The sequence below is a fragment of the Sneathiella chinensis genome, assembly GCF_012720115.1.
Lineage (GTDB): Bacteria > Pseudomonadota > Alphaproteobacteria > Sneathiellales > Sneathiellaceae > Sneathiella > Sneathiella chinensis.
Genome location: NZ_VNWN01000002.1, coordinates 1155548 through 1175682, shown reverse-complemented (window position 1 = coordinate 1175682; position 20135 = coordinate 1155548). Strand labels below are relative to the sequence as shown.

Genomic DNA, 20135 nt, shown 5'->3' with positions numbered 1-20135 from the left:
CGGCTGAAGCCCCCCGGTTTCGGCCCAAACAAAAAATCCCGGCAAAGCCGGGATTTCGTCGCGGGAATACCCGCTCTATCGTGCGCCCGGAACGACAGTCATACCGCCATCCCGGGGCCTTTTGGATCAGATAACGCCCATGGCACGCATGGCTTCTGCCACGCGGACAAAACCAGCCACGTTCGCACCCAGAACATAGTCGCCCGGGGCGCCATATTCCTCTGCGGTCTCGGCGCAGGTGTCATGGATGTTGTGCATGATCACGGCCAGACGCTGCTCTGTCTTTTCGAAGGACCAGCTATCCCGGCTCGCATTCTGCTGCATTTCCAGCGCAGATGTGGCAACACCCCCTGCATTGGCAGCCTTACCCGGTGCAAACAGGACGCCTGCATCCCGGAAAATGCGAACCGCTTCCGGCGTACAAGGCATGTTGGCACCCTCACCCACGGCGATGACACCGTTCTTGACCAGTGTGGTCGCGTCAGAACCCGTCAGTTCGTTCTGGGTTGCAGAAGGCATGGCAACGTCACAAGCGACATCCCAGATCGACCCGCCCTTGATATAGTGGGTTCCAGCCCCCTTCAGGCGGGCATATTCGGAAATACGTTCGCGGCGTACTTCCTTGATTTCCTTGACCAGATCAAGGTCAATGCCATTCTCGTCAACGATATACCCGTCGGAATCAGAGCAGGCCACCACGATACCGCCAAAGGACAGAATTTTTTCCATCGCGTAGATCGCCACGTTACCGGAACCGGAAACGACGCAACGCTTGCCTTCGAAGCTGTTTCCGCGTGTTTCCAGCATGCGCTGAACGAAATAGGAGCTACCGAAACCGGTTGCCTCTTTCCGGGCCCGTGAACCACCGAAAGAAAGCCCCTTGCCGGTCAGGACACCCGCCTCGTAGCGGTTGGTCAGGCGCTTGTACATGCCGAACATGTAACCGATTTCACGCCCGCCAACACCGATATCACCGGCCGGAACGTCGATATACTCACCGATATGACGGTGCAGTTCGGTCATAAAGGACTGGCAGAAACGCATGATTTCGCGATCGGAACGGCCCCGCGGGTTAAAGTCGGACCCGCCCTTGCCGCCGCCGATCGGCAGACCGGTCAGGGCGTTCTTGAAGGTCTGTTCAAAACCGAGGAACTTGATGATCCCCACATTGACGGACGGGTGGAAGCGGATGCCGCCCTTGTATGGGCCAAGCGCCGAGTTGAACTGTACCCGGAAACCGCGGTTGATCTGAACATCCCCCCGGTCATCGATCCACGGCACCCGGAAGATAATCTGGCGCTCCGGCTCACAAATCCGCTCAATCAGCGCTTCATCGGCATATTCAGGGTGCTTCGAGACGACCCGACCCAGGCTTTCCAATACTTCGTGGACGGCCTGATGGAATTCTTTCTCCCCGGCATTTCGATGCAGGACAGTACTCAGGATCGGTTGTAATTTTTCATCAATAGAATTCATCGTTCATCTTTCAGGGAAATAGGTGCCTGTCCGTCGTCATTCGAAATGGACATAAAGTTAAAGTGAGCAGAGGAAGATCCCGGCTCATAAAAAGTGCAAGTTTGGCTCATCGTTTGTTTATTCTTGTTGAATTTCGTTATTCTTATGAGATGGCGTTGCTGAGTTGCAAATGACGTCACTTGGCAGCGTTTTTAGTGAAATTTTCACATTGAATCAATGGAAAATCTACTGCTGCCAATTCAGCCCATCGCCTATTCCTTCTGATACTGCCACGACTTACCGCATTGCACAATATTTTCTACAGGCGAAAATCAACTTTTCAGAGATTAAAAACCACACCCGGAATTGGAGAGGGACATCCCGCCTGCACGATTTATGGATGTCCATAAAACCCAACATCTTGAGGGTGCCGAAAATCAAGGAAAAAGCCGCCTCTTTGCCCCTGATACGAGCATGCTTGACGCGCCCCACCGCCTGCCATAGCCTGAGCCGATCCTTCTGGCCTCAAAAACAATCATCAACATCGCCAGAAGACCGGAGGCTTGCCATGACCAACACCAACCAATCCCCCAACCATTTTGAACGAAGCCACGACATCCTGATCACGGCAACACCGGATACGGTTCTGGATTATGTCTGCAACCCCAATTCATGGCCGGAATGGATTTTCGCCTCGCACCAGATCGAAAGCGAGGATCGCCCGCTTCGAAAGGGCGATACCTTCAGGGAATTCTGGCATACCAAGACCGGCGAAGCGGTCCTCGACTGGAAAGTAACAGACTGCACCCCCGGCGCACTCTGGATCGGCGAGACCCACACCCCCTTTATCGGCACCATCATCGTCCGCTATGACGTCGAGGCGATCGGCGAGCAAACAAAATTCACCCGCACCCTGATCAACCCGTCACGGCCCAAGCCCATCACCGACAACATGATCGCCGCCATCGACGAGGAAGCCGCCGCCTCCCTGCTCAACATCAAGAACAACATCGAAGGCCGCCCCGCCTAACCCCGATCAAAGAAACACATCCAACACGGTATGGCGCAAACCCCCTTCGCGCCATACCTGTCAACAACTTACAGGGAAGATGCCTTACCCCGCATATGTCTTTTAAAACTTATTATGTTTTTGGAAAATGTGGTAGCGTAGGAGGGACTTGAACCCCCGACACGCGGATTATGATTCCGAATTTAATTCAATAAAATCAATATCTTAATTTTAATGTGCGGCATATATGCGGCAATCAGGCAAAAATCTCGGCATCCATAGCAGCCGCCCGGGCAGTTCTTTCAGCATCATTTTCAGGGAATAAATGCCCGTAAACATCAAAGGTCACCTGTATTGAGCTATGCCCCATTTCCACCTGAACCTCTTTGGGCGTTGCGCCGGAAGCGATCAACATGGACGCATGGAAGTGACGCAATGCATGGAAGTTGTATTTTGCGACCATTCTCTGCCCTTGCTTTCCTTCCACCGGTTTTAACAAGCCACAACGCTTACTCAATGAGTACCAGCACCGGTTACGCATATTTGCGTGATTTTCCACTTTCCCCTGAAAGTTCGGAAACACAAGATCGCCAGGAGGACAATTCAGTTTCCATTCTCGTAGAACCTTAACCAGGGCGGGTGAAATTCGAATGGCTCTGCGCCCTGCTCCACTTTTAACCGGACCAATTATACCGTCTTCATCAGCACGCTGACATATTGTGACTACACCCTTGCCCATATCAATATGCGACCAATAAAGTCCACGAAGCTCAGAGGCTCTCATACCCGTTGACACAGCCATTTGGAGAAACGGGTAATATCGACGCCAAGCTTTAGATATGTGGGATTGATGATCATCCCTTAACTCTTGGGCCATATGAAGTGCTTCCCGAACTTCCGCCTTACTGGGGATTTCGACACGCTTCTTATGACGAGATGCTGTTGAAACGCTGACTGTCTGAGCAACATTCTGAGAAACCAGCCCCCGCTTCTGGGCTTCCGTCAGGATTGCCTTTAAAGAGGATACTACCTTCTTCGCCATTGATCGCGAGACCGCGTCCAAAAGCCGATCCCGAAAGGCTGAAACTTCAGGCGCCGTCAAACTGCTTAAGAGCCTTTCGCCCAGCAAGGGGTTGATATGCAACCTTACATGGCTCTCATATGACCGGAGTGTATGGCGTTCCACAGCATCCCTACCATCACGCCCCCTCGCACATGCCTGAAGCCAGATTTGAGCTGCTTCCTTGACCGAGATACTTTGACTTTCTGGCGTATGCAATCCTGCAGCAAGCTCCGACTGCACTTTAATCATCCAGCTCTCTGCTTCTTTCTTTCGATCAAACTGTTTTCTACGCCGCTTCCCGGTTTTGTCTGTATAAGAAGCTTCCCAAGCCGACCTCTTTTCTCCCTTTTTTGTGGTCCATGTTCTTTTGCTGATCGCCATTACACTTCTCCCTTCTTTTGCTTTCTATGCCATGCAACCTTGCAGGCTTTTCTGCAATAAACAGCGCGTTTGGTTTGGGGGAGAAACCATGTTTGGCAATTTTGACAACGCTTCCAGTTCCGCTGACCGGAGATTTCCTGTTCCACCTGCATCCATACTGCAGAAATCAAATCTACAGGGATAAATTGTTTTTCAAACTTTCCACTTAGTCTATGATACTGCAACCAAGCTTGCTGCGTTACTGCTTGATGGTTAAAGACACTTGCCGCACCAAATTTATCTCCCTCATCCAAACATTTGACAGCAACCCTAACTGGCTCTTGCAAATACCAGAACTTGTCTAGTCTCATTGCTTGCCGGTTGGGTTGAACACCCAACTTTGGATCAATCTTTAATCCAAATGGAAACATTTCACCCGGATGTTTACTGTCTGGCCAGTCATGACTCAACAAACCAAATTCATTACAAAAGCTTAGTACGTCATTCTCTCCACTATCATTTTCATTCAGCTCTGCCAGCTTCCGGTGAACTGCAATTCCATTGCCCAACGGTTGATACTCCTTTTCAGGTCCTCCAACTTGCATCAACCAGCGAACTTCGCCGCTATAAGGCTCCTGTCCTGAAAAAAGGCCAAGCTCACCTTTCCGGACCACGACCTGATACCCCCCTTGGTCAAGTCGCCATCTAAACTCAATCAAATCTCACCCTCCTAAATCGCCGTTACCCAAATGTAACCGTAATAATTGTTAAGTTGGGTTGTTATGGTTTCATTTATACCGTTTAATATTCATGTGTCCACATTATAGTTTCAAAGGAAAGGTACAATATGTCTACAGAACGGATAACTGTAACAGTCCAGGAAGCCGGTAATATACTCGGCATTGGCAAAAGTGCTGCCTATCATGCAGTCAAATCAGGAAAGATCCCGTCTATACGGATCGGGCGCAGAATCCTTATTCCCAAAGAGCCCCTCATGGAATTGCTCAACAATCCCCCAGCACAGATTTCCACATCAACACTCAATAAAATTGAGTGAGGGGCGAAACAAATTGCCGAAATCGCAATGGGGGGGGGACCCCTGCTATTTAGCCCCCGTCCCCCCTTTGAATTACCTCTCCCTCTCAAAAATTTTTGAAGGAAAAAATGACTGAAGATTTTTTTATCCCACTTGCCAACGGCTGGGCTTTAAAGGCTGACGAACTTCAATGGATGATCTGCAGGCTGCGAAAAAGGCATGCACAGTGGGTTTGGCACCCGGTGTCATACATTGGCAGCACAAAAACCAATTTGCTTCTGTGCATGCGCCGCAAGGCTTTTACGCCAACATCTGAAGCCAAGGTGCAGTTGGACGAGATGCCGGAACGATTTAAAGACTGGCTCTCAGAGTTTCATCAGCAAAATACCCGCCAGAAAGTAGAACAGCCCTCTGCTGCAACAGAAGGCTGTCCCGATCAATTTACGTTTCCCTCTACGAAGGAATTCGCCAATGACTGTATCATAGTTTCAATGCGATGTCTCACGCTTAAGGCAAATTCAATCCGGCACCCAATCAATTACCGCTTTAGCTTAGGAGGATTGAAATGAAATCTGATCAAAACAATCCTTCGAAAATGTTTAAGGAACCTTTCCATGCACATCTGTATGCATATATTGATAAACGTGCTGGAAAGAAGACTGCCGCAAAAACTTATCAGCCGCCAATCGAATTTCGCTTCATTGAGGAAATGCACTCCTATGGCTTCACAGAAACTCCAAGCGTGATTGTCAGAGATAAAATTCAAAGATTACAGGCTCCAGGAGATAAGAAGTGTCAGAAGTCTGGCTGGTATATCTATTTTGAATATCCTGATAGCGACGACCCAACTCAAACATTCGCTCTGGGTGTATTCGGATCTTGGAGAGGAAATCCCGAGAAGGTGATATGGACAAGTAAATCCAGAACAGAAATGACCTCAGCGCAGATCGATCATATTGAAGCGAAAATTTCTGAAGCTCGGGAAGCACAAGAGAAGGAGAGACTTGCCAGCAACGAGTTGGTGGCAGTTGAAGCTGAAGGGATCATTGCATCTGGGCGTCCAGCCGATGTGGATCACCCATATCTAGTCCGGAAACAAATCAAACCCTTCGGTATCGTGCAAGTTGAAGACAGCCTTGTTGTTCCAGTCATCTGTTCTGAAGATGGGGAAATCATCTCAGTGCAGTATATTGATCAGGATGGCTCAAAAAGATTCCTGAAAGGTGGACGAACTAAGGGAGGCTGCTTCCAAATATGCGGAGACACAGAAAAGGGGATTTATATCTGTGAGGGATACGCTACTGGTGCCTCAATAGCAGAAGCTACTGGTGGTGAGGTCTATGCTGCATTTAATGCCAACAACCTGAAGCCCGTGCATGAGAATGTTCAGAAAAAGCATCCTGGGCAGGTGATACATATTGCTGGTGACGATGATTGCTGGACAGACGGGAATCCTGGCAGAATGAAAGCGCAGAAAATTACCGGAGCGCAGGTCATTTTCCCTATATTTCAAAACTATGAGAATGGGAAACCAACAGACTTTAATGACCTGCATGTCCGGGAAGGATTGTTAGAGGTGCAGAAGCAACTTTCGGTACTTCCACTTGAGCAAGCCTCAGAGGAAACAGGTGTTAATAATCGTTGGAGCAAACCTTTTCCAGAACATTGTCTGAAAGTAGATGGGCTGATGGGAGAAGTATGTAACTGGATCAACCGAACAGCTTTGGTTCCTCAACCGGTACTAACACTGGGTGCAACTCTTGTGATGTTTGCGGGGTTATTTGGGCGTCGATATAACTTCCCAAATACAAACACACATACAAACCTGTTTGTTATTGGAGTCGCTGCCTCAGGAGGAGGTAAAGATCATGCGCGTAAATGCATCAAAAGCATACTAAGTGAGGCAGAACTTGGGCACTTGATCGCAGGCGGTGAATTTACTTCCGGCGCAGCCTTGAAATCGGCGCTATGGAGAAACCCTGTTTTGATAGCCTTCCTGGATGAATTTGGAAAATATCTTGCAGCTACAACAGGAAGGAATGCATCCAGCTACCAATCTACCTTTGTAAAGAATCTCATGGAATTTTATTCAGACTCAGGATCAGTTCACAACGGCACTGAATATTCAATCCATGGCATCAATGAAAAGGATCGACCAAAGAGGCAAGACATCTACAACCCCTCAATAAATGTATACGGTACTACGACACCCAGTACTTTGTTTGATGTATTGAGAGGGGGAGATGTTTTATCTGGATTTCTCAATAGAATGTTGGTTTTTGAAGGCAATGAAAGAGCTTCCATACTTGGCAATTCATTGAGAAATACAATCGATAGGAATCCACCTGAAAATTTGGTCAATAGGATTAGACAAGCTTATCTCAGCACCCCTGAGCCGCAAGTACCTAAAGGAAGTCAGCTAGCTGAAATAAAACCAATCCTGCGTAAAGTGCGCCTGGAAGCATCTGCCATCACCTCTTTGGAAGATATTGTGCACGGACAGGAAGAAAAAAGACTGGATGGAAAAGAACGTTTTCCAGATCTCTGGGTGCGAGCTTTTGAAAACACCGTCAAGTTAGCAATGATACGTGCGATTTGCGACGACCCTAAAAATCCAGTTATTTTGGTTCATCATGTTGAATGGGCTCGCGATATCGTTTGGTGGTGCATTGAAAACATGTCCCTCAAGCTCGAAGCCAATCTTTCTGACAGCCAAAGGGAAAAGAACTCAAAGGAAATTCTTCAATTCATATCCCAAGCAGGCAAAGCCGGCCGTACCCGCGCCGAGATAACTCGCAAATTCCAACGGATGAACAAGCGCGATCGAGATGAGATATTGGAAGAATTGATTGAAATTGGATCAATTTTATCCCAGCAGGTTTCCATGGCGAAATCAAAAAAACCAACGCAGGTATTTGTTGTAACTTAAGAACAGGCACCGGGATCAATTTCGATAAAGTTCATACTTCACGGAGGGTATGGAATAGAAGGCACGGAAAGCATTTCTAGCCCACGATATACCTACCCCTGTGAAGTATGAACTTTTATGAAGGGAAAAGATCGAAAATTAAAATAATTAAATAAAATCAATACTTAAAAACATATCCCAACAAGGAATAAACTTCAAAACCGTATGTGAATTATTGCGAATTAATCTGGCTTTTATAAGATCAGAAGATTATAATATAAAATTGGAGACCGTGAATTTCCAGTTGGAAGGTGAAGTTTATCCCGCTCTACAAGATCTTGAAAACTCTGTCGAAAAAATTTGAAGGATAAACAATGAGCTTATTTGCAAAGAAAATTCTCTTCAACATTAGTCAGTTTGACTTGGACCGTATGACGGAGATGAGAGTCAAGCGTGGGCTGGATCAATCAGAGTATATACGGCGCGCGATCCGGATGTATGTGGCAGAGCAGAAAATAGAGGAACTGAGATCCGACACCAAAAGCGGATCATGACACGTACGCGCGCGCGGGGAGCTACACAGTCAGACTACGCACCCATCTACTTCATAGAACTCAATCCATTAATAAAAGCTGGTAACTTCCGGGAGTGCCTGTTTATTGGCGCTTCATGATCAGTTAACTCCTCAACAAGCATAGCCATAAGTCTTAGTTTATCCATCAATAGTTGATTGCGTACCACACAACAATCTATTACCCTTTAGTTCCAGAGGGTAAATAATTAAGAATAAGTTGGATTAGTGCTTATGGGGGCAACATTTTTTGAAAAACCAATTTTGAATTCACCTTATAGTGAACCAAAATTGCATCATAGTCTGGATGAAGAAGGGCAACCTAACGATCTCGCCCCAATCATTGGGCGACGCCCTTCAGCCCTACTCTCACCTGTACCCAAACCTAAAAAACGTAGATCAAAGAACAAGGATACTGATCAACCGAATTTGAATTTACACGCTAATGATGAGATTTCATCAGATGAACAAGTCTATAACCCCACGCCTATTATCAATGATATTCGCACCCAGCTGCAAGCATGGCGCGCAATATCCAATCCTGCTGATTGGGAAGTAACTCCAGCAACAGCTCGCCTCCTTCAACACTGGCGCAGCCATCAGTTTGAAAACATCCGCCCCTTCTTTTGTCAAGTCGAAGCCGTAGAAACCATAATTTGGCTCACTGAAGTTGCCCGAAAGAAGAAAGCTTATGAACGCTTCTGGACGCATCTAAAAAATGCCAATGATGGAGCAAATCCTGATTTGATGCGGCTAGCTATGAAAATGGCGACAGGGGCAGGCAAGACCACCGTCATGGCTATGCTTATGGCTTGGCAAACCATTAATGCCGTGAGATCGCCGACCAGTAAGCTATTTACTCGAGGCTTTTTAATTGTGGCTCCGGGCATCACCATTAAGGATCGACTACGCGTTCTGCAACCAAGTGATCCCGACAGCTACTACCAAAGTCGAGAACTGGTCCCGGAAGATATGATGCCTGATTTGCAAAAAGCAAAGATCGTCATTACCAATTACCACGCATTCCAGCTTCGTGAACTGCTGGATGCTAACAAAACGACAAGATCACTGCTTCAAGGGCGCCATTCACCTATCAAAAGTCAGGAAACTGAAGGCCAGATGGTTCGAAGGGTGGCGAAGGAACTCATGGGTATCAAAAACATTGTTGTCATCAACGATGAAGCCCACCACTGCTATCGCGAAAAACCTGAGAGCGATGAAGAAAAACTAACTGGAGATGCAAAAAAAGAAGCGGATGAAAATAGCAAGGCCGCACGTTTGTGGATTAACGGCATTGAAGCGTTCAAAAGGAAGCTAGGCGTCAAGGCCGTATACGATCTCTCTGCCACACCTTTCTTCTTAGCGGGCTCTGGTTGGGCTGAAGGGACATTGTTCCCATGGACAGTGAGTGACTTCTCATTAATGGATGCAATTGAGTGTGGAATCGTTAAGCTGCCTCGTATTCCCGTGGACGACAATATCCCAAGTGCGGAGATGCCTATCTTCAGAAATCTCTGGGATCACATTGGAAAAGAAATGCCCAAAAAAGGCGGCATCACTGCTGATCCAACAGCAATCCCCGACAAACTTCAAACGGCCCTTCAATCACTATATGGACATTACGAAAAGGTCTCAGATCAATGGGATCGAGAGGGAATTGACGTTCCCCCCGTCTTTATCGTTGTCTGCAACAACACAACCACATCAAAGATGGTGTATGAGTGGATATCTGGTTGGCAGCGCCCTAACGAAGATGGAGATCCAGTTACGAAAAGTCCTGGACACCTGCCTCTATTCAGCAATTTTGACCAGTATCTTGAACCACTCGCAAAGCCAAAAACACTTCTCATCGATAGCAAGCAAATCGAAAGCGGTGAGCTCGACAAAAACTTCAAGGAGATGGCTAAGCCAGAAATAGAAAAATTTAAGCGAGAGCGGAAACAGAGGGGTGAACATAGCGAAATCTCAGACTCAGAACTTCTAAGAGAGGTCATGAATACTGTCGGGAAAAAAGGTCGATTAGGAGAACAGATCCGCTGCGTTGTCTCAGTGTCCATGCTGACCGAAGGCTGGGATACAAATACTGTAACTCATATTTTAGGAGTGCGTGCATTCGGCACACAATTGCTTTGTGAGCAAGTCGTTGGTCGCGGTCTTCGTAGATTGAGTTACGACCTGAATGATGAAGGGCTGTTTGACAGCGAGTATGCCGACATTCTTGGCATCCCATTCAATTTCACGGCTAAGCCTGTTGTTGCCCCACCTAAAGCCCCGAAGAAAACCACGCATGTGAAAGCTGTAAAAGAGAGGGAAACCCTGGAGATCCGATTCCCCCGCGTCATCGGCTATAGGGTAGATTTACCTGAGGAACGACTGCGAGCAACATTTACAGAAGACAGCTCCTACGTCATTGAGCATGACCTTGTGGGCGCCAGCCAGACGGACATGTCAGGTATTGTTGGAGAAGGGCACACATTAACTCTGGAGCAAGTGCAAAAGCTCCGCCCCAGTACAATTGCCATGAACCTCGCAAAAGAGGTTATGAATAGGCACTTCGTCGATGCTGATGGAGAGCCCAAAATCCACTTATTTGGTCAAATCAAAAGTATCTGCCGAAAATGGATTGATGAAGGGTATCTGAGATGCCCAGGAAGCACCGCGCCCTGGATGCTGACCTGTTACCCTGTTATTGCGGCACAGGCGGCAGAACGGGTCTTCACAGCGATTGTGCGAGCGACGGACACAGAGGGTAAAGTGAAAGCCGTGATTGACCGATACAACCCTGTTGGATCAACTCGCCATGTAAGTTTTATCACAACAAAAGATGTTCTAGAGACCGATCCGCGCCGCTGTCACATCAATTACGTGGTTTGCGACAGTGACTGGGAAGCTGAATTCGCCCGAGCCGCCGAAAATCATGACAAGGTGATCTCCTATGTCAAAAATCAGGGACTGGGTTTCACAGTTCCCTATAAAGATGGAAACATAGCACGAGACTACATCCCTGACTTTATTGTTCAAGTGGATGACGGACGCGGATTTGATGATCTACTCAACGTTATCGTAGAAATCAAAGGTTTCAAAAACGAGCAAGTGAAGCTCAAAAAAGAAACCATGACAGAAAAATGGGTGACTGGCGTAAATGCTCTAGGAGCTTATGGCAGATGGACATTCTCTCAGTTCGATAGTGTTTATGAAATTGACAGTGAGTTTCGGAAACTAATTGAACAGGCACTCAAAACTTCCAGAACTACCGAGATTGTTTAATGCAGATTACTGACTTAACAAGATTCAATGATGAATTTGTGTTTCATTTTGGCGGGGAATTCCACCGGATAAATGCAGAAACATTTGCAAATTCATTACTAGAACTTTCCAGTGCACTAAAAGAAATCAACCGCGTTGTTAATCCAGAGTTCGAAATTGAAGTCTATATTGATGCTCTAGGCGAAGGCTCATTCCGAACAAAAATCAAAACAATTACAAAGAATGTTGCTCCTCTATTAGATGGAGTTCCCAAAGCATTGACTGTCAGTCTTTTAGCTACGTTTATCTATGAAAAGATTTTTGCTGAAGAAGTAGAGATAAATATTATTGTCAACGACACCTCTTACATCGTTGAAGCAGGCAATCGAAGAATAGTTCTTCCTAAAACGGCAGAAGAACAAAGAAAAAAAATCCAAAAAAATGCTGAAATTGAAAAACGAGTTTCCAAAGCCTTTAAAGTTCTAAAAGCTGACAAAGAAATTAATGATTTTGGAATAACAGAAAATATACAAGATGCTGAACCCCTTGTTCAATTTCCACGCTCAGATTTTCCACGACTATCGGAAGTTCGAGAAACCATTGTAGCTGAAGAAGAACGCCGTAGGCAGAGAGAGGAACAAGCCGATTTATTAATCATTAGGGCGATATTCGAAAGGGGTATGAGGAAGTGGCAATTCGTCTGGCGTGATGGAATCAAAATTTCAGCTCCCATTCTCGACGAAGACTTTTACGACAAACTTGTTAGTCATGAATATGTAATAGGCACTGGCGACTCTCTGAAAGCCATACTTCGTATATACCAATACAAGGATGAGATGAGTGGAGCATGGGTTAACGAGCACTATGAGGTTATAAAAGTTCTAAGTCATTCACCTGGACCACTTCAACACAACTTAACCGGTAGAGGGGAGGCTTAATTTTGCCTAGACTCAGTCCTTTAGACTCTCTGCCAGTCTGTGAAAAAAGGAAATTACTATATTGGGCTTTGGTTGAGCATTATCGTCAGTGGATCTGCTACGACGGTATCGTCTTCGAACAAATTCGTGAGGAAAACAAACTTAGCAGAAAAAACCTCCGTCAAATCGCTCGGCGTTATGAAGTTGGGCGCGGGATAACTGGCGCCACGGATAAACAAAAAAAGAATGGCCAAGACCCGCATGCAGATTGGCTTGCAAGTGAGTTAAATAGCATAAGTCAAGGCTGGCCTGACACCCTAAAGGCCAGAGCGGAAAAATGTGCTGAAATTGCTGAATGCGCTAAAACAAATGGGCATTCCAAATATTTGCCAGCATCGGCCATTACAAAACTCATTTGGTTTATTCAGCCTGACGGCTGGACAATGTTTGATAATCTCGCAGCGTTAGGGCTCAGAAGTCGAAATACAGGGAATTCTGTCATCAGGATGAAAGCTTTTTACAAAGAGCTTGCAGAAAGAAAGTTTTCCAATCACGCATGCAGTCTCAACCGAACAATCCAAAACACCGATTTCTCTGACCTCTACGGAGAGAGAATAATCGACAAATTCCTTATGATCTTAGGTGCTTCAGTGGAATGGCGAGAGAACCTTATTCAAGAAAACGAAATTTTTCTTAGTTTGATCCCTGAATCTCTGAAAAACAACATTCATAAATTGGCAAAGGACATCAGTGATTGCCATGCTGATTCACTGCTCAAAAAAGAACCTGAAAGTAGTTAAAGATGGCGCGTAATTCAAAAGCTCCAAAACAAGTTGAAACCCTGACCCATGATGCTGCGAGCCGGAAGAATATTCCAACAGCGGAGTTGCAGTCTATCGCTGAGCGGATGGAAGAGGCTGAGCCGTTTGAGCCGGTTACCTATAAACGGGCTAACCCACTTGCGGAAGGGGAAACGCGCGAGAGGGATGAGGATTTAGACCCGCAGATCATCTGGAAGGGAACGGAGTTTCGGCTAACGAATGAGCAAATCGAAACCCTGAAAACTGGTGGCAAAGTTGAGCTTGGCGAAGCTCAGCTGATTTGGCGAGGAAAAGATCAGCAGGATTGGTCTGATCTTGTGGTTCAGGCGCCTCCAATCTTTGTTCAGGAAAAAATTCATCCTAAAGCGATCATTGAGGACCTTAAAAAACAGACAAAGGCCCGTAAGGAGGCAACCTCCGACGCGCCAGACCTGTTCGACCTGTTCGGCGACTTCAATGGTATCGATCCGGAGGCCAAAACCGAATTCTACCAGCACAACCAGCATTGGCAAAACCGGATGATTTTGGGTGATGGTCTGCAAGTAATGGCGAGCTTAGCCGAACGGGAAAACCTACGTGGTAAAGTTCGATGTATCTATTTCGATCCACCCTATGGCATCAAGTTCAATTCCAATTGGCAAGTATCAACTCGCAACCTAGATGTTGACGAAAGAAAGATGGACCACGTTACACGTGAACCAGAGCAGGTTAAGGCGTTCCGCGATACATGGAAAGACGGTGTGCATAGCTATCTCACCTATTTGAGAGATCGTTTGACCGCTATGCGCGATTTACTTATGGATAATGGTTCAATATTCGTGCAAATCGGAGATGAAAACGTCCATAGGGTTCGCGCCTTAATGGATGAAGTTTTTGGTGAAAAGAACTTTTTAAGTCTTATTTCAATTCAAACAACTTCCGGATTCCAGGCTGAGTTTCTTGGTAATATGTCTGATTTTGTTCTTTGGTATGCGCGAGATAAGGATCATTGCCGTACCCACACTCCGTTCTATAGAAAATCTTTTGAATTAGGACAGGGGAATGCGCGATGGCTGATGTTCGATGATTTTTCTTACAGAGGCGTGACTGCAGCTGAGAAGCGTAAAGAAATCCCTGTTCCAAGTGACGTCAAGCCTTACAAGCCAGACAATATCATATCTCAAGGGAGAGCGAAGGATCGTCAACCTTTCACATTTAGAGGTAAAACCTATGATGCTTGGGATAAAAACTCTCATTGGAAAGCCAATTATCCGCAGGGAATGGAGCGATTGGCCAAAGCGGCACGAATACACGTAGCTGAGAACTCCATTCAGTACGTGAGATACCACACTGATTTTGACGTTGCTGTTCATGGAAATATCTGGACTGACACTGGGACGGGAAACTTCACAGATGATAAAATCTATGTCGTTCAGACAAACACGAAGGTAATTGAACGCTGTATCCTAATGGCGACTGACCCTGGTGATCTTGTGCTTGATCCCACTTGTGGTTCCGGAACCACAGCCACGGTTGCTGAACAGTGGGGACGCCGCTGGATCACGGTTGATACTTCACGTGTTGCTCTCGCCCTTGCCCGCTCTAGGATCATGGGTGCTCGGTATCCCTATTATTTCTTGGCTGACAGTGTTGATGGTCGAGAGAAAGAAGCAGACATATCAGGTGTTGTTCAATCTGAAATAGCTACTCACAACGATATCCGCCAGGGATTTGTCTATGAGCGCGCCCCGCATATCATGCTCAAGACAATCGCCAACGATACCAGCATCGATGTCATCTGGGATAAGTGGCAGGAGGTACTTGAACCGCTTCGCACCGAATTGAATGCAACTTTAGATACATCATGGGAAGAATGGGAAATACCCCGAGAGCAAGGCGAAGGGTGGTCCGAAGGAGCTAAGAAGCTCCATTCTAAATGGTGGGAAGTGCGGATCAAACGGCAGAAAGAAATCGATACGTCAATCGCCCAGAAAGCTGACGTTGAATATCTCTACGATCGCCCATATGAAGATAGCTCCAAAGTCCGTGTGGCTGGCCCCTTCACCGTTGAAAGCTTATCCCCTCATCGAGTTATCCCGGCAGATGAAAGTGAGCTTATCGATGATATTGAAGCTGCTGAGGGAAATCGGCCCCGGACAGATGCGCCCGCGCAAGACTTTGCGACGATGGTTCTTGAAAACCTAAAATCAGCGGGCGTTCACCAAGCCGATAAGCAAGACCGGATTGCCTTCACGGCGATGGAGGGTTGGCCGGGAGATTACATCGCTGCTACTGGAACCTATGAGCAGGATGGAAACCCCAAAAAGGCGGCAATTTTCATTGGGCCTGAATTTGGCTCCATCTCCCGATCCAACATTATGGCGGCCGCGCGGGAAGCCAATGATGCTCGCTTTGATGTCTTGATTGCTTGCGGCTTTAACTTCGACGCCCACTCATCGGAAATTAACAAGCTAGGCCCCCTCCCCATCCTGAAAGCCAAGATGAACCCGGACCTACATATGGCAGATGATCTCAAGAACACCGGCGCAGGTAATCTCTTCGTTGTCTTTGGGGAGCCGGATATCGAATGGAATTTTGATGATGATGGGAAAATAGTCGTTGAGGTCCTCGGCATTGATGTGTTTGACCCCAAGACAGGTGACGTACGAGCCTCTGGCAAAGATGATATCGCCGCGTGGTTCATTGATACGGACTACAACGAAGAAAGCTTCTTTGTACGCCACGCCTACTTCATGGGAGCCAACGACCCCTACAAGGCTCTTAAAACCAGTTTGAAGGCGGAAATCGACCCGGAGGCATGGGCGACCCTCTACCGCGACACCTCCCGCCCCTTCGACCGCCCAGCAACCGGCCGCTTCGCGGTCAAAGTCATCAACCACTTCGGCGACGAAGTCATGAAAGTGTTCGGGGTGTAAAGTGGAATTAAAAAAAATACGCGTCCAAAAATTCAAAAAAATAAATGATGTTAAACTAGAGCTTTCTCCCGTAAATCTTATAATCGGTGGAAACAATGCAGGTAAAAGCAGTGTCTTACAAGCAATTCACACCTCTGTATCAGCAGTGCAAACTCAGGCAGAACAAGGTAATTTAAAAGCATTTGCTGAAGAGACTTTACGCTATTCTCCAGCAAGTGATTTTTCTTCACTTGGCTACAAGTCACCTTTTGGAAATCGATCAGACCAAAATAGAGCTACTATCTCTTTTAGTGCTGATGAATTGGTTCAGACCGAAGCTGGAGAAGAATTAAAACAGCGAGACTATAGTATAGAATTGTACAAAGGGAGAAATCCTAAAGTTGTGGGCGTTGAGCGGCGTGGTAATCCGCGCTTTGGCTCTACAATCTCTAGTCTGGATAAGCCATTTTCTATTTATGTGCCAGGACTAGCAGGTGTGCAACATCACGAAGAACTAAAAGCTATACCAGTGGTTCTTAGGAAAATAGCTGGCGGGGAAGCAAATCTGGTTCTTCGAAACGTGATTTGGCAGATCAAGGAACAAGGCAAGCTCGATACATTAATTAGCAAATTGAAAATCATTTTCCCGTCAATTCATATCCGGACAAATTTTGATCCTCTACGGGATACTAATATCATTATCGAAGTTCGACCACCAAAAGAGGTAATCTACTGTTCACTAGAGCTATGTGGTACAGGCATACTTCAAGCAATACAAATCCTAGCTTACGTGGAATTGTTTCAACCAAAACTACTACTTCTTGATGAGCCAGACTCCCATCTACATCCAAGCAATCAGGTCAAGCTCATAGAATTGCTCAAGTATATATCTGAGGAATACGATACAATATCAATTATTGCGACACATAGCCGGCATTTGATGACAGCGGCTCAATCAATTGCTCGCTTCTTTTGGCTAGACAATGGAAACATCAAACCACATGGAGAATTTGAACTTGCCCAAGTGTTGATGGACATTGGCGGGCTTGATGAAGCCGACTTAATATTAAACTCTGAAAAAGAATTTTTGATTTTCACCGAAGACGAAAACAAGAATAAATTAAAAACGTTGTTGCAAAGTTGCGGCATTATACCTGCTAGATTTGATGTAATTTCTTACAACGGAACTTCAAACTCTTCAGCTACTGCCAAAATTATTGGTTCTTTGAAACCTTTCCTCAAGGGCGATAGAAAACTAATCGTACACAGGGATAGAGACTTCCATCAAGACAATGAACTCCTACCTTTCAGAGAAGCGTTTGAGAATTTAGATTTTTCAGTTTTTATTACTGAAGGCTCTGACATTGAATCCTATTTTTTGAATACTGAACATCTTTCGTCGAAGTTTGGAAAAGAAATAGACGAAATAAACGAACTACTTAGCGAGTGCATTCAAACTAATGAAGCGAAGATCAGGAAAAGATTTAAGGATAAAAGGCAACAAATCAATAAATCTTCTTTTTATAATGATGGAGGCGCTCCTCTAACATCAGACTTGATGCCTGAAGATCAGGCACCTGAATTGCGTCATGTTGTCGGGAAAGATTTTTGTCCGATGCTAATTAATTGCGCAAGAGAAAAGTGGGGCATCCATATAAATCCAGTCTCGCGCTCAGATACTATCCTTGCACCAGACTTAGTCGCAATATTTGAAGATTAAGAATGAACTTCCTTCTTGCAGATACCTTTCAATCCGCTTTGGCAAAACTGTCTAACGAAGAACAAAAGGCTGTTAAGCTAACTGTTTTTGATCTGCAGCAAGATCCTTCCAATCCAGGTTTGAAATTTCATCGGATTGAAAATTCTAAGGATGCTCATTTTTGGTCGGTACGCGTAAGTCGAGACATTCGCCTTATAGTTCATAAAACCCAATTCAGCTTTTTAATCGCGTATGTTGATCATCATGACGCTGCTTATAAATGGGCTGAGCGTCGTCGTATTGATACTCATCCACGAACGGGAGCAGCGCAAATTGTCGAAGTGAGAGAACGGATCGAGAAAATTACAATTCCTCACTACGTTCAAAAACAAACGCCACAAACGTCTGATGCGCCTGACGATACCCCTAAGCTAAGCCCCCAACCTTTTACTGACCTAAGTACAGATGATCTTTTAAGTGTGGGTGTCCCTGAAGATTGGCTGGAGGATATCTTTAATTCCACAGAAGATCGGTTCTTGGATCTCACAGACCATATTCCTCCGGAAGCATCAGAAGCACTATTGGAATATGTTGCAACAGGTAGATTAACACCCCCCTCACCCGTTCAGTTTGAAGATCCCTTTACCCACCCTGATGCTCAGCGACGCTTCCGTATCATGGACAATATTGAAGAGCTCGAACAAGCCCTGGATTACCCATGGGACAAATGGGCTATCTATCTTCATCCAGAGCAAAAAAAATTGGCGGAAGCTCAATTTTCAGGCCCTACGAGAGTGACTGGATCAGCGGGGACCGGGAAGACCGTTGTCGCCCTTCATCGGTCCGCGCACCTTCTTCAACAAGACAAAAATGCAAAAATACTGGTAACGACTTTCTCAAGTCCGCTTTCGAATGCACTTGAACACAAACTTAAGCTGTTAACAGGTAATGATCCAAGTTTGGATCACCGAGCTACGGTTAGGCCGTTTGAAGGAATAGCTCGAGAGTTATTTGCCCTCATACATGGGCACGACCCTAAAATTGCCCATCCTCAACATGTTGCCCAAGCAATAACTGCTGCTGCCAAGGAATGCGAGCTCACAGGATTTACAGAGCGTTTTCTATTCTCTGAGTGGCGAAACGTTATAGATGCTTGGCAAATAAATGATCTGGAAGCATATGCACGCGTTCCGCGGTTAGGGCGAAAAAACCGATTAGGCACTAAGCAAAGGGAACGCCTCTGGCCTGTTTTTGAGCGAACTCGGGAAATGCTTCGCAGCCAGCTACGCTTCACTCCCGCAGCAATCTTTGGTGAAGTGACAACCTACTACCAAGAACGTGACATAAAACCCTTCACGCATATAGTCATTGATGAAGCGCAGGATCTTGGCGTGCCGGAATTGAAAATGATTTCCGCACTCGCTCCAAAAGATCCTCAAGCACTGTTCTTTGCTGGTGATCTTGGACAACGTATTTTCCAGGAACCCTTTTCCTGGCTTGGCTTAGGTATTGATATCCGCGGCCGGTCGTTCACGCTAAAAGTTAATTACAGAACTTCACATCAAATTCGTCAAGCCGCTGATAAGCTATTGCCCGATACTATAAGAGATGTTGATGGAGTTGAAGAGAACCGCAAAGGAACGGTTTCTGTGTTCAATGGTCCAGACCCAATTGTCTGCCTTTATGATACCTCAGAAGTGGAGCTGATGGCGGTAATCCAGATGATCGGTGAGGCAGTCCAAAACGGTATTCCTCCCGAAGAAATTGGTGTTTTCGTCCGATCTACAGATGAACTTTCCAGAGCTCGGCAAGCTGTCACGGCGGCAGATCAGAAGGTTTTAGAACTTTCTGATCGAGTTGAGGATCGTACAGGTAGGATTGCAATAGGGACTATGCATTTAGCAAAAGGTCTTGAGTTCCGCCACGTTATTGTCATGGCGTGTGATGATGAGATCTTACCGGATCAGGACCGGATTGACACCGTCGCTGACGAAACAGAATTGGATGAAGTCTATGAAACTGAACGTCATCTGTTTTATGTAGCTTGCACTCGAGCTCGCGAGAAACTGATTGTATCCGGTGTTGCACCCGCATCCGAATTTTTAGCAGATCTAGAAATAAGTCCAAAGGAATAACTGCTACTGACCTTGCCCCCT

At 46.1% G+C, this 20135-nt stretch carries 14 protein-coding genes; 11 read left to right on the top strand and 3 right to left on the bottom strand.

All coding sequences use genetic code 11. The features are described from left to right. Positions 1 to 126 precede the first annotated feature (126 nt). Positions 127 to 1476: an NADP-specific glutamate dehydrogenase gene (gene gdhA / locus FQB27_RS05535; RefSeq protein WP_169559838.1), complete on the bottom strand. Its 1350-nt coding sequence runs from the start codon at positions 1474 to 1476 to the stop codon at positions 127 to 129. A gap of 547 nt (positions 1477 to 2023) precedes the next feature. On the opposite strand from gdhA, the gene FQB27_RS05530 reads away from it, so the two are divergent. After that, the gene (locus FQB27_RS05530; protein WP_169559837.1) at positions 2024 to 2485 is read left to right on the top strand and encodes an SRPBCC family protein; all 462 of its coding nucleotides are present in this window, start codon (positions 2024 to 2026) and stop codon (positions 2483 to 2485) included. 235 nt (positions 2486 to 2720) lie between these two features. Here FQB27_RS05530 and FQB27_RS05525 read toward each other — a convergent pair whose 3' ends face one another. Together FQB27_RS05525 and FQB27_RS05520 are read right to left on the bottom strand one after the other, a co-directional pair. After that, positions 2721 to 3908, bottom strand: coding sequence for a site-specific integrase (locus tag FQB27_RS05525; protein ID WP_169559836.1), 1188 nt, complete (start codon positions 3906 to 3908; stop codon positions 2721 to 2723). After that, positions 3908 to 4606 carry a hypothetical protein gene (locus FQB27_RS05520; RefSeq protein ID WP_169559835.1) on the bottom strand — a complete coding sequence of 233 codons (699 nt, stop codon included), beginning with the start codon at positions 4604 to 4606 and terminating at the stop codon, positions 3908 to 3910. The genes FQB27_RS05525 and FQB27_RS05520 overlap by 1 nt, the downstream gene beginning before the upstream one ends. A 128-nt stretch (positions 4607 to 4734) precedes the next feature. On the opposite strand from FQB27_RS05520, the gene FQB27_RS16940 reads away from it, so the two are divergent. The 10 genes from FQB27_RS16940 to FQB27_RS05470 all read left to right on the top strand — a co-directional run bounded on the left by FQB27_RS16940 (position 4735) and on the right by FQB27_RS05470 (position 20114). Next, entirely contained in the window at positions 4735 to 4944 is a 210-nt protein-coding gene (locus FQB27_RS16940; RefSeq protein ID WP_169559834.1) for a helix-turn-helix domain-containing protein, read from the top strand. Positions 4945 to 5051: 107 nt separating this feature from the next. Then, positions 5052 to 5492, top strand: coding sequence for a hypothetical protein (locus FQB27_RS05510; RefSeq protein WP_169559833.1), 441 nt, complete (start codon positions 5052 to 5054; stop codon positions 5490 to 5492). Beyond that, on the top strand, positions 5489 to 7852 hold the full coding sequence (locus tag FQB27_RS05505; protein ID WP_169559832.1) for a toprim domain-containing protein: 2364 nt from the start codon (positions 5489 to 5491) through the stop codon (positions 7850 to 7852). Before FQB27_RS05510 ends, FQB27_RS05505 begins: the two co-directional genes overlap by 4 nt. Positions 7853 to 8205: 353 nt before the next feature. Then, positions 8206 to 8385 carry a ribbon-helix-helix protein, CopG family gene (locus FQB27_RS16935; protein WP_169559831.1) on the top strand — a complete coding sequence of 60 codons (180 nt, stop codon included), beginning with the start codon at positions 8206 to 8208 and terminating at the stop codon, positions 8383 to 8385. A 251-nt stretch (positions 8386 to 8636) separates the two neighbouring features. Continuing rightward, positions 8637 to 11669 (top strand): BPTD_3080 family restriction endonuclease, encoded by a 3033-nt coding sequence (locus tag FQB27_RS05495; protein ID WP_169559830.1) that lies wholly within the window; start codon positions 8637 to 8639, stop codon positions 11667 to 11669. Continuing rightward, the gene (locus FQB27_RS05490; protein ID WP_169559829.1) at positions 11669 to 12586 is read left to right on the top strand and encodes an LAPAL motif-containing putative phage structural protein; all 918 of its coding nucleotides are present in this window, start codon (positions 11669 to 11671) and stop codon (positions 12584 to 12586) included. Before FQB27_RS05495 ends, FQB27_RS05490 begins: the two co-directional genes overlap by 1 nt. Before the next feature lie 68 nt (positions 12587 to 12654). After that, on the top strand, positions 12655 to 13365 hold the full coding sequence (locus FQB27_RS05485) for a hypothetical protein (RefSeq protein WP_169559828.1): 711 nt from the start codon (positions 12655 to 12657) through the stop codon (positions 13363 to 13365). A 2-nt stretch (positions 13366 to 13367) separates the two neighbouring features. Next, entirely contained in the window at positions 13368 to 16301 is a 2934-nt protein-coding gene (locus FQB27_RS05480) for a site-specific DNA-methyltransferase (RefSeq protein WP_169559827.1), read from the top strand. A gap of 1 nt (position 16302) precedes the next feature. Further along, a complete protein-coding gene (locus FQB27_RS16660; RefSeq protein ID WP_169559826.1) occupies positions 16303 to 18000 on the top strand; it encodes an AAA family ATPase in 1698 nt (565 codons plus the stop codon). Between the two features lie 2 nt (positions 18001 to 18002). After that, positions 18003 to 20114 carry a 3'-5' exonuclease gene (locus tag FQB27_RS05470; RefSeq protein ID WP_169559825.1) on the top strand — a complete coding sequence of 704 codons (2112 nt, stop codon included), beginning with the start codon at positions 18003 to 18005 and terminating at the stop codon, positions 20112 to 20114. The last annotated feature ends 21 nt before the right edge of the window (positions 20115 to 20135 follow it).

Bases quoted from the DNA above. Each gene is read 5' to 3' on its own strand.
- gdhA (WP_169559838.1), bottom strand. From the start codon at position 1,476: ATGAATTCTATTGATGAAAAATTACAACCGATCCTGAGTACTGTCCTG.
- FQB27_RS05530 (WP_169559837.1), top strand. From the start codon at position 2,024: ATGACCAACACCAACCAATCCCCCAACCATTTTGAACGAAGCCACGAC.
- FQB27_RS05525 (WP_169559836.1), bottom strand. From the start codon at position 3,908: ATGGCGATCAGCAAAAGAACATGGACCACAAAAAAGGGAGAAAAGAGG.
- FQB27_RS16940 (WP_169559834.1), top strand. From the start codon at position 4,735: ATGTCTACAGAACGGATAACTGTAACAGTCCAGGAAGCCGGTAATATA.
- FQB27_RS05510 (WP_169559833.1), top strand. From the start codon at position 5,052: ATGACTGAAGATTTTTTTATCCCACTTGCCAACGGCTGGGCTTTAAAG.
- FQB27_RS05505 (WP_169559832.1), top strand. From the start codon at position 5,489: ATGAAATCTGATCAAAACAATCCTTCGAAAATGTTTAAGGAACCTTTC.
- FQB27_RS16935 (WP_169559831.1), top strand. From the start codon at position 8,206: ATGAGCTTATTTGCAAAGAAAATTCTCTTCAACATTAGTCAGTTTGAC.
- FQB27_RS05495 (WP_169559830.1), top strand. From the start codon at position 8,637: ATGGGGGCAACATTTTTTGAAAAACCAATTTTGAATTCACCTTATAGT.
- FQB27_RS05490 (WP_169559829.1), top strand. From the start codon at position 11,669: ATGCAGATTACTGACTTAACAAGATTCAATGATGAATTTGTGTTTCAT.
- FQB27_RS05480 (WP_169559827.1), top strand. From the start codon at position 13,368: ATGGCGCGTAATTCAAAAGCTCCAAAACAAGTTGAAACCCTGACCCAT.
- FQB27_RS05470 (WP_169559825.1), top strand. From the start codon at position 18,003: ATGAACTTCCTTCTTGCAGATACCTTTCAATCCGCTTTGGCAAAACTG.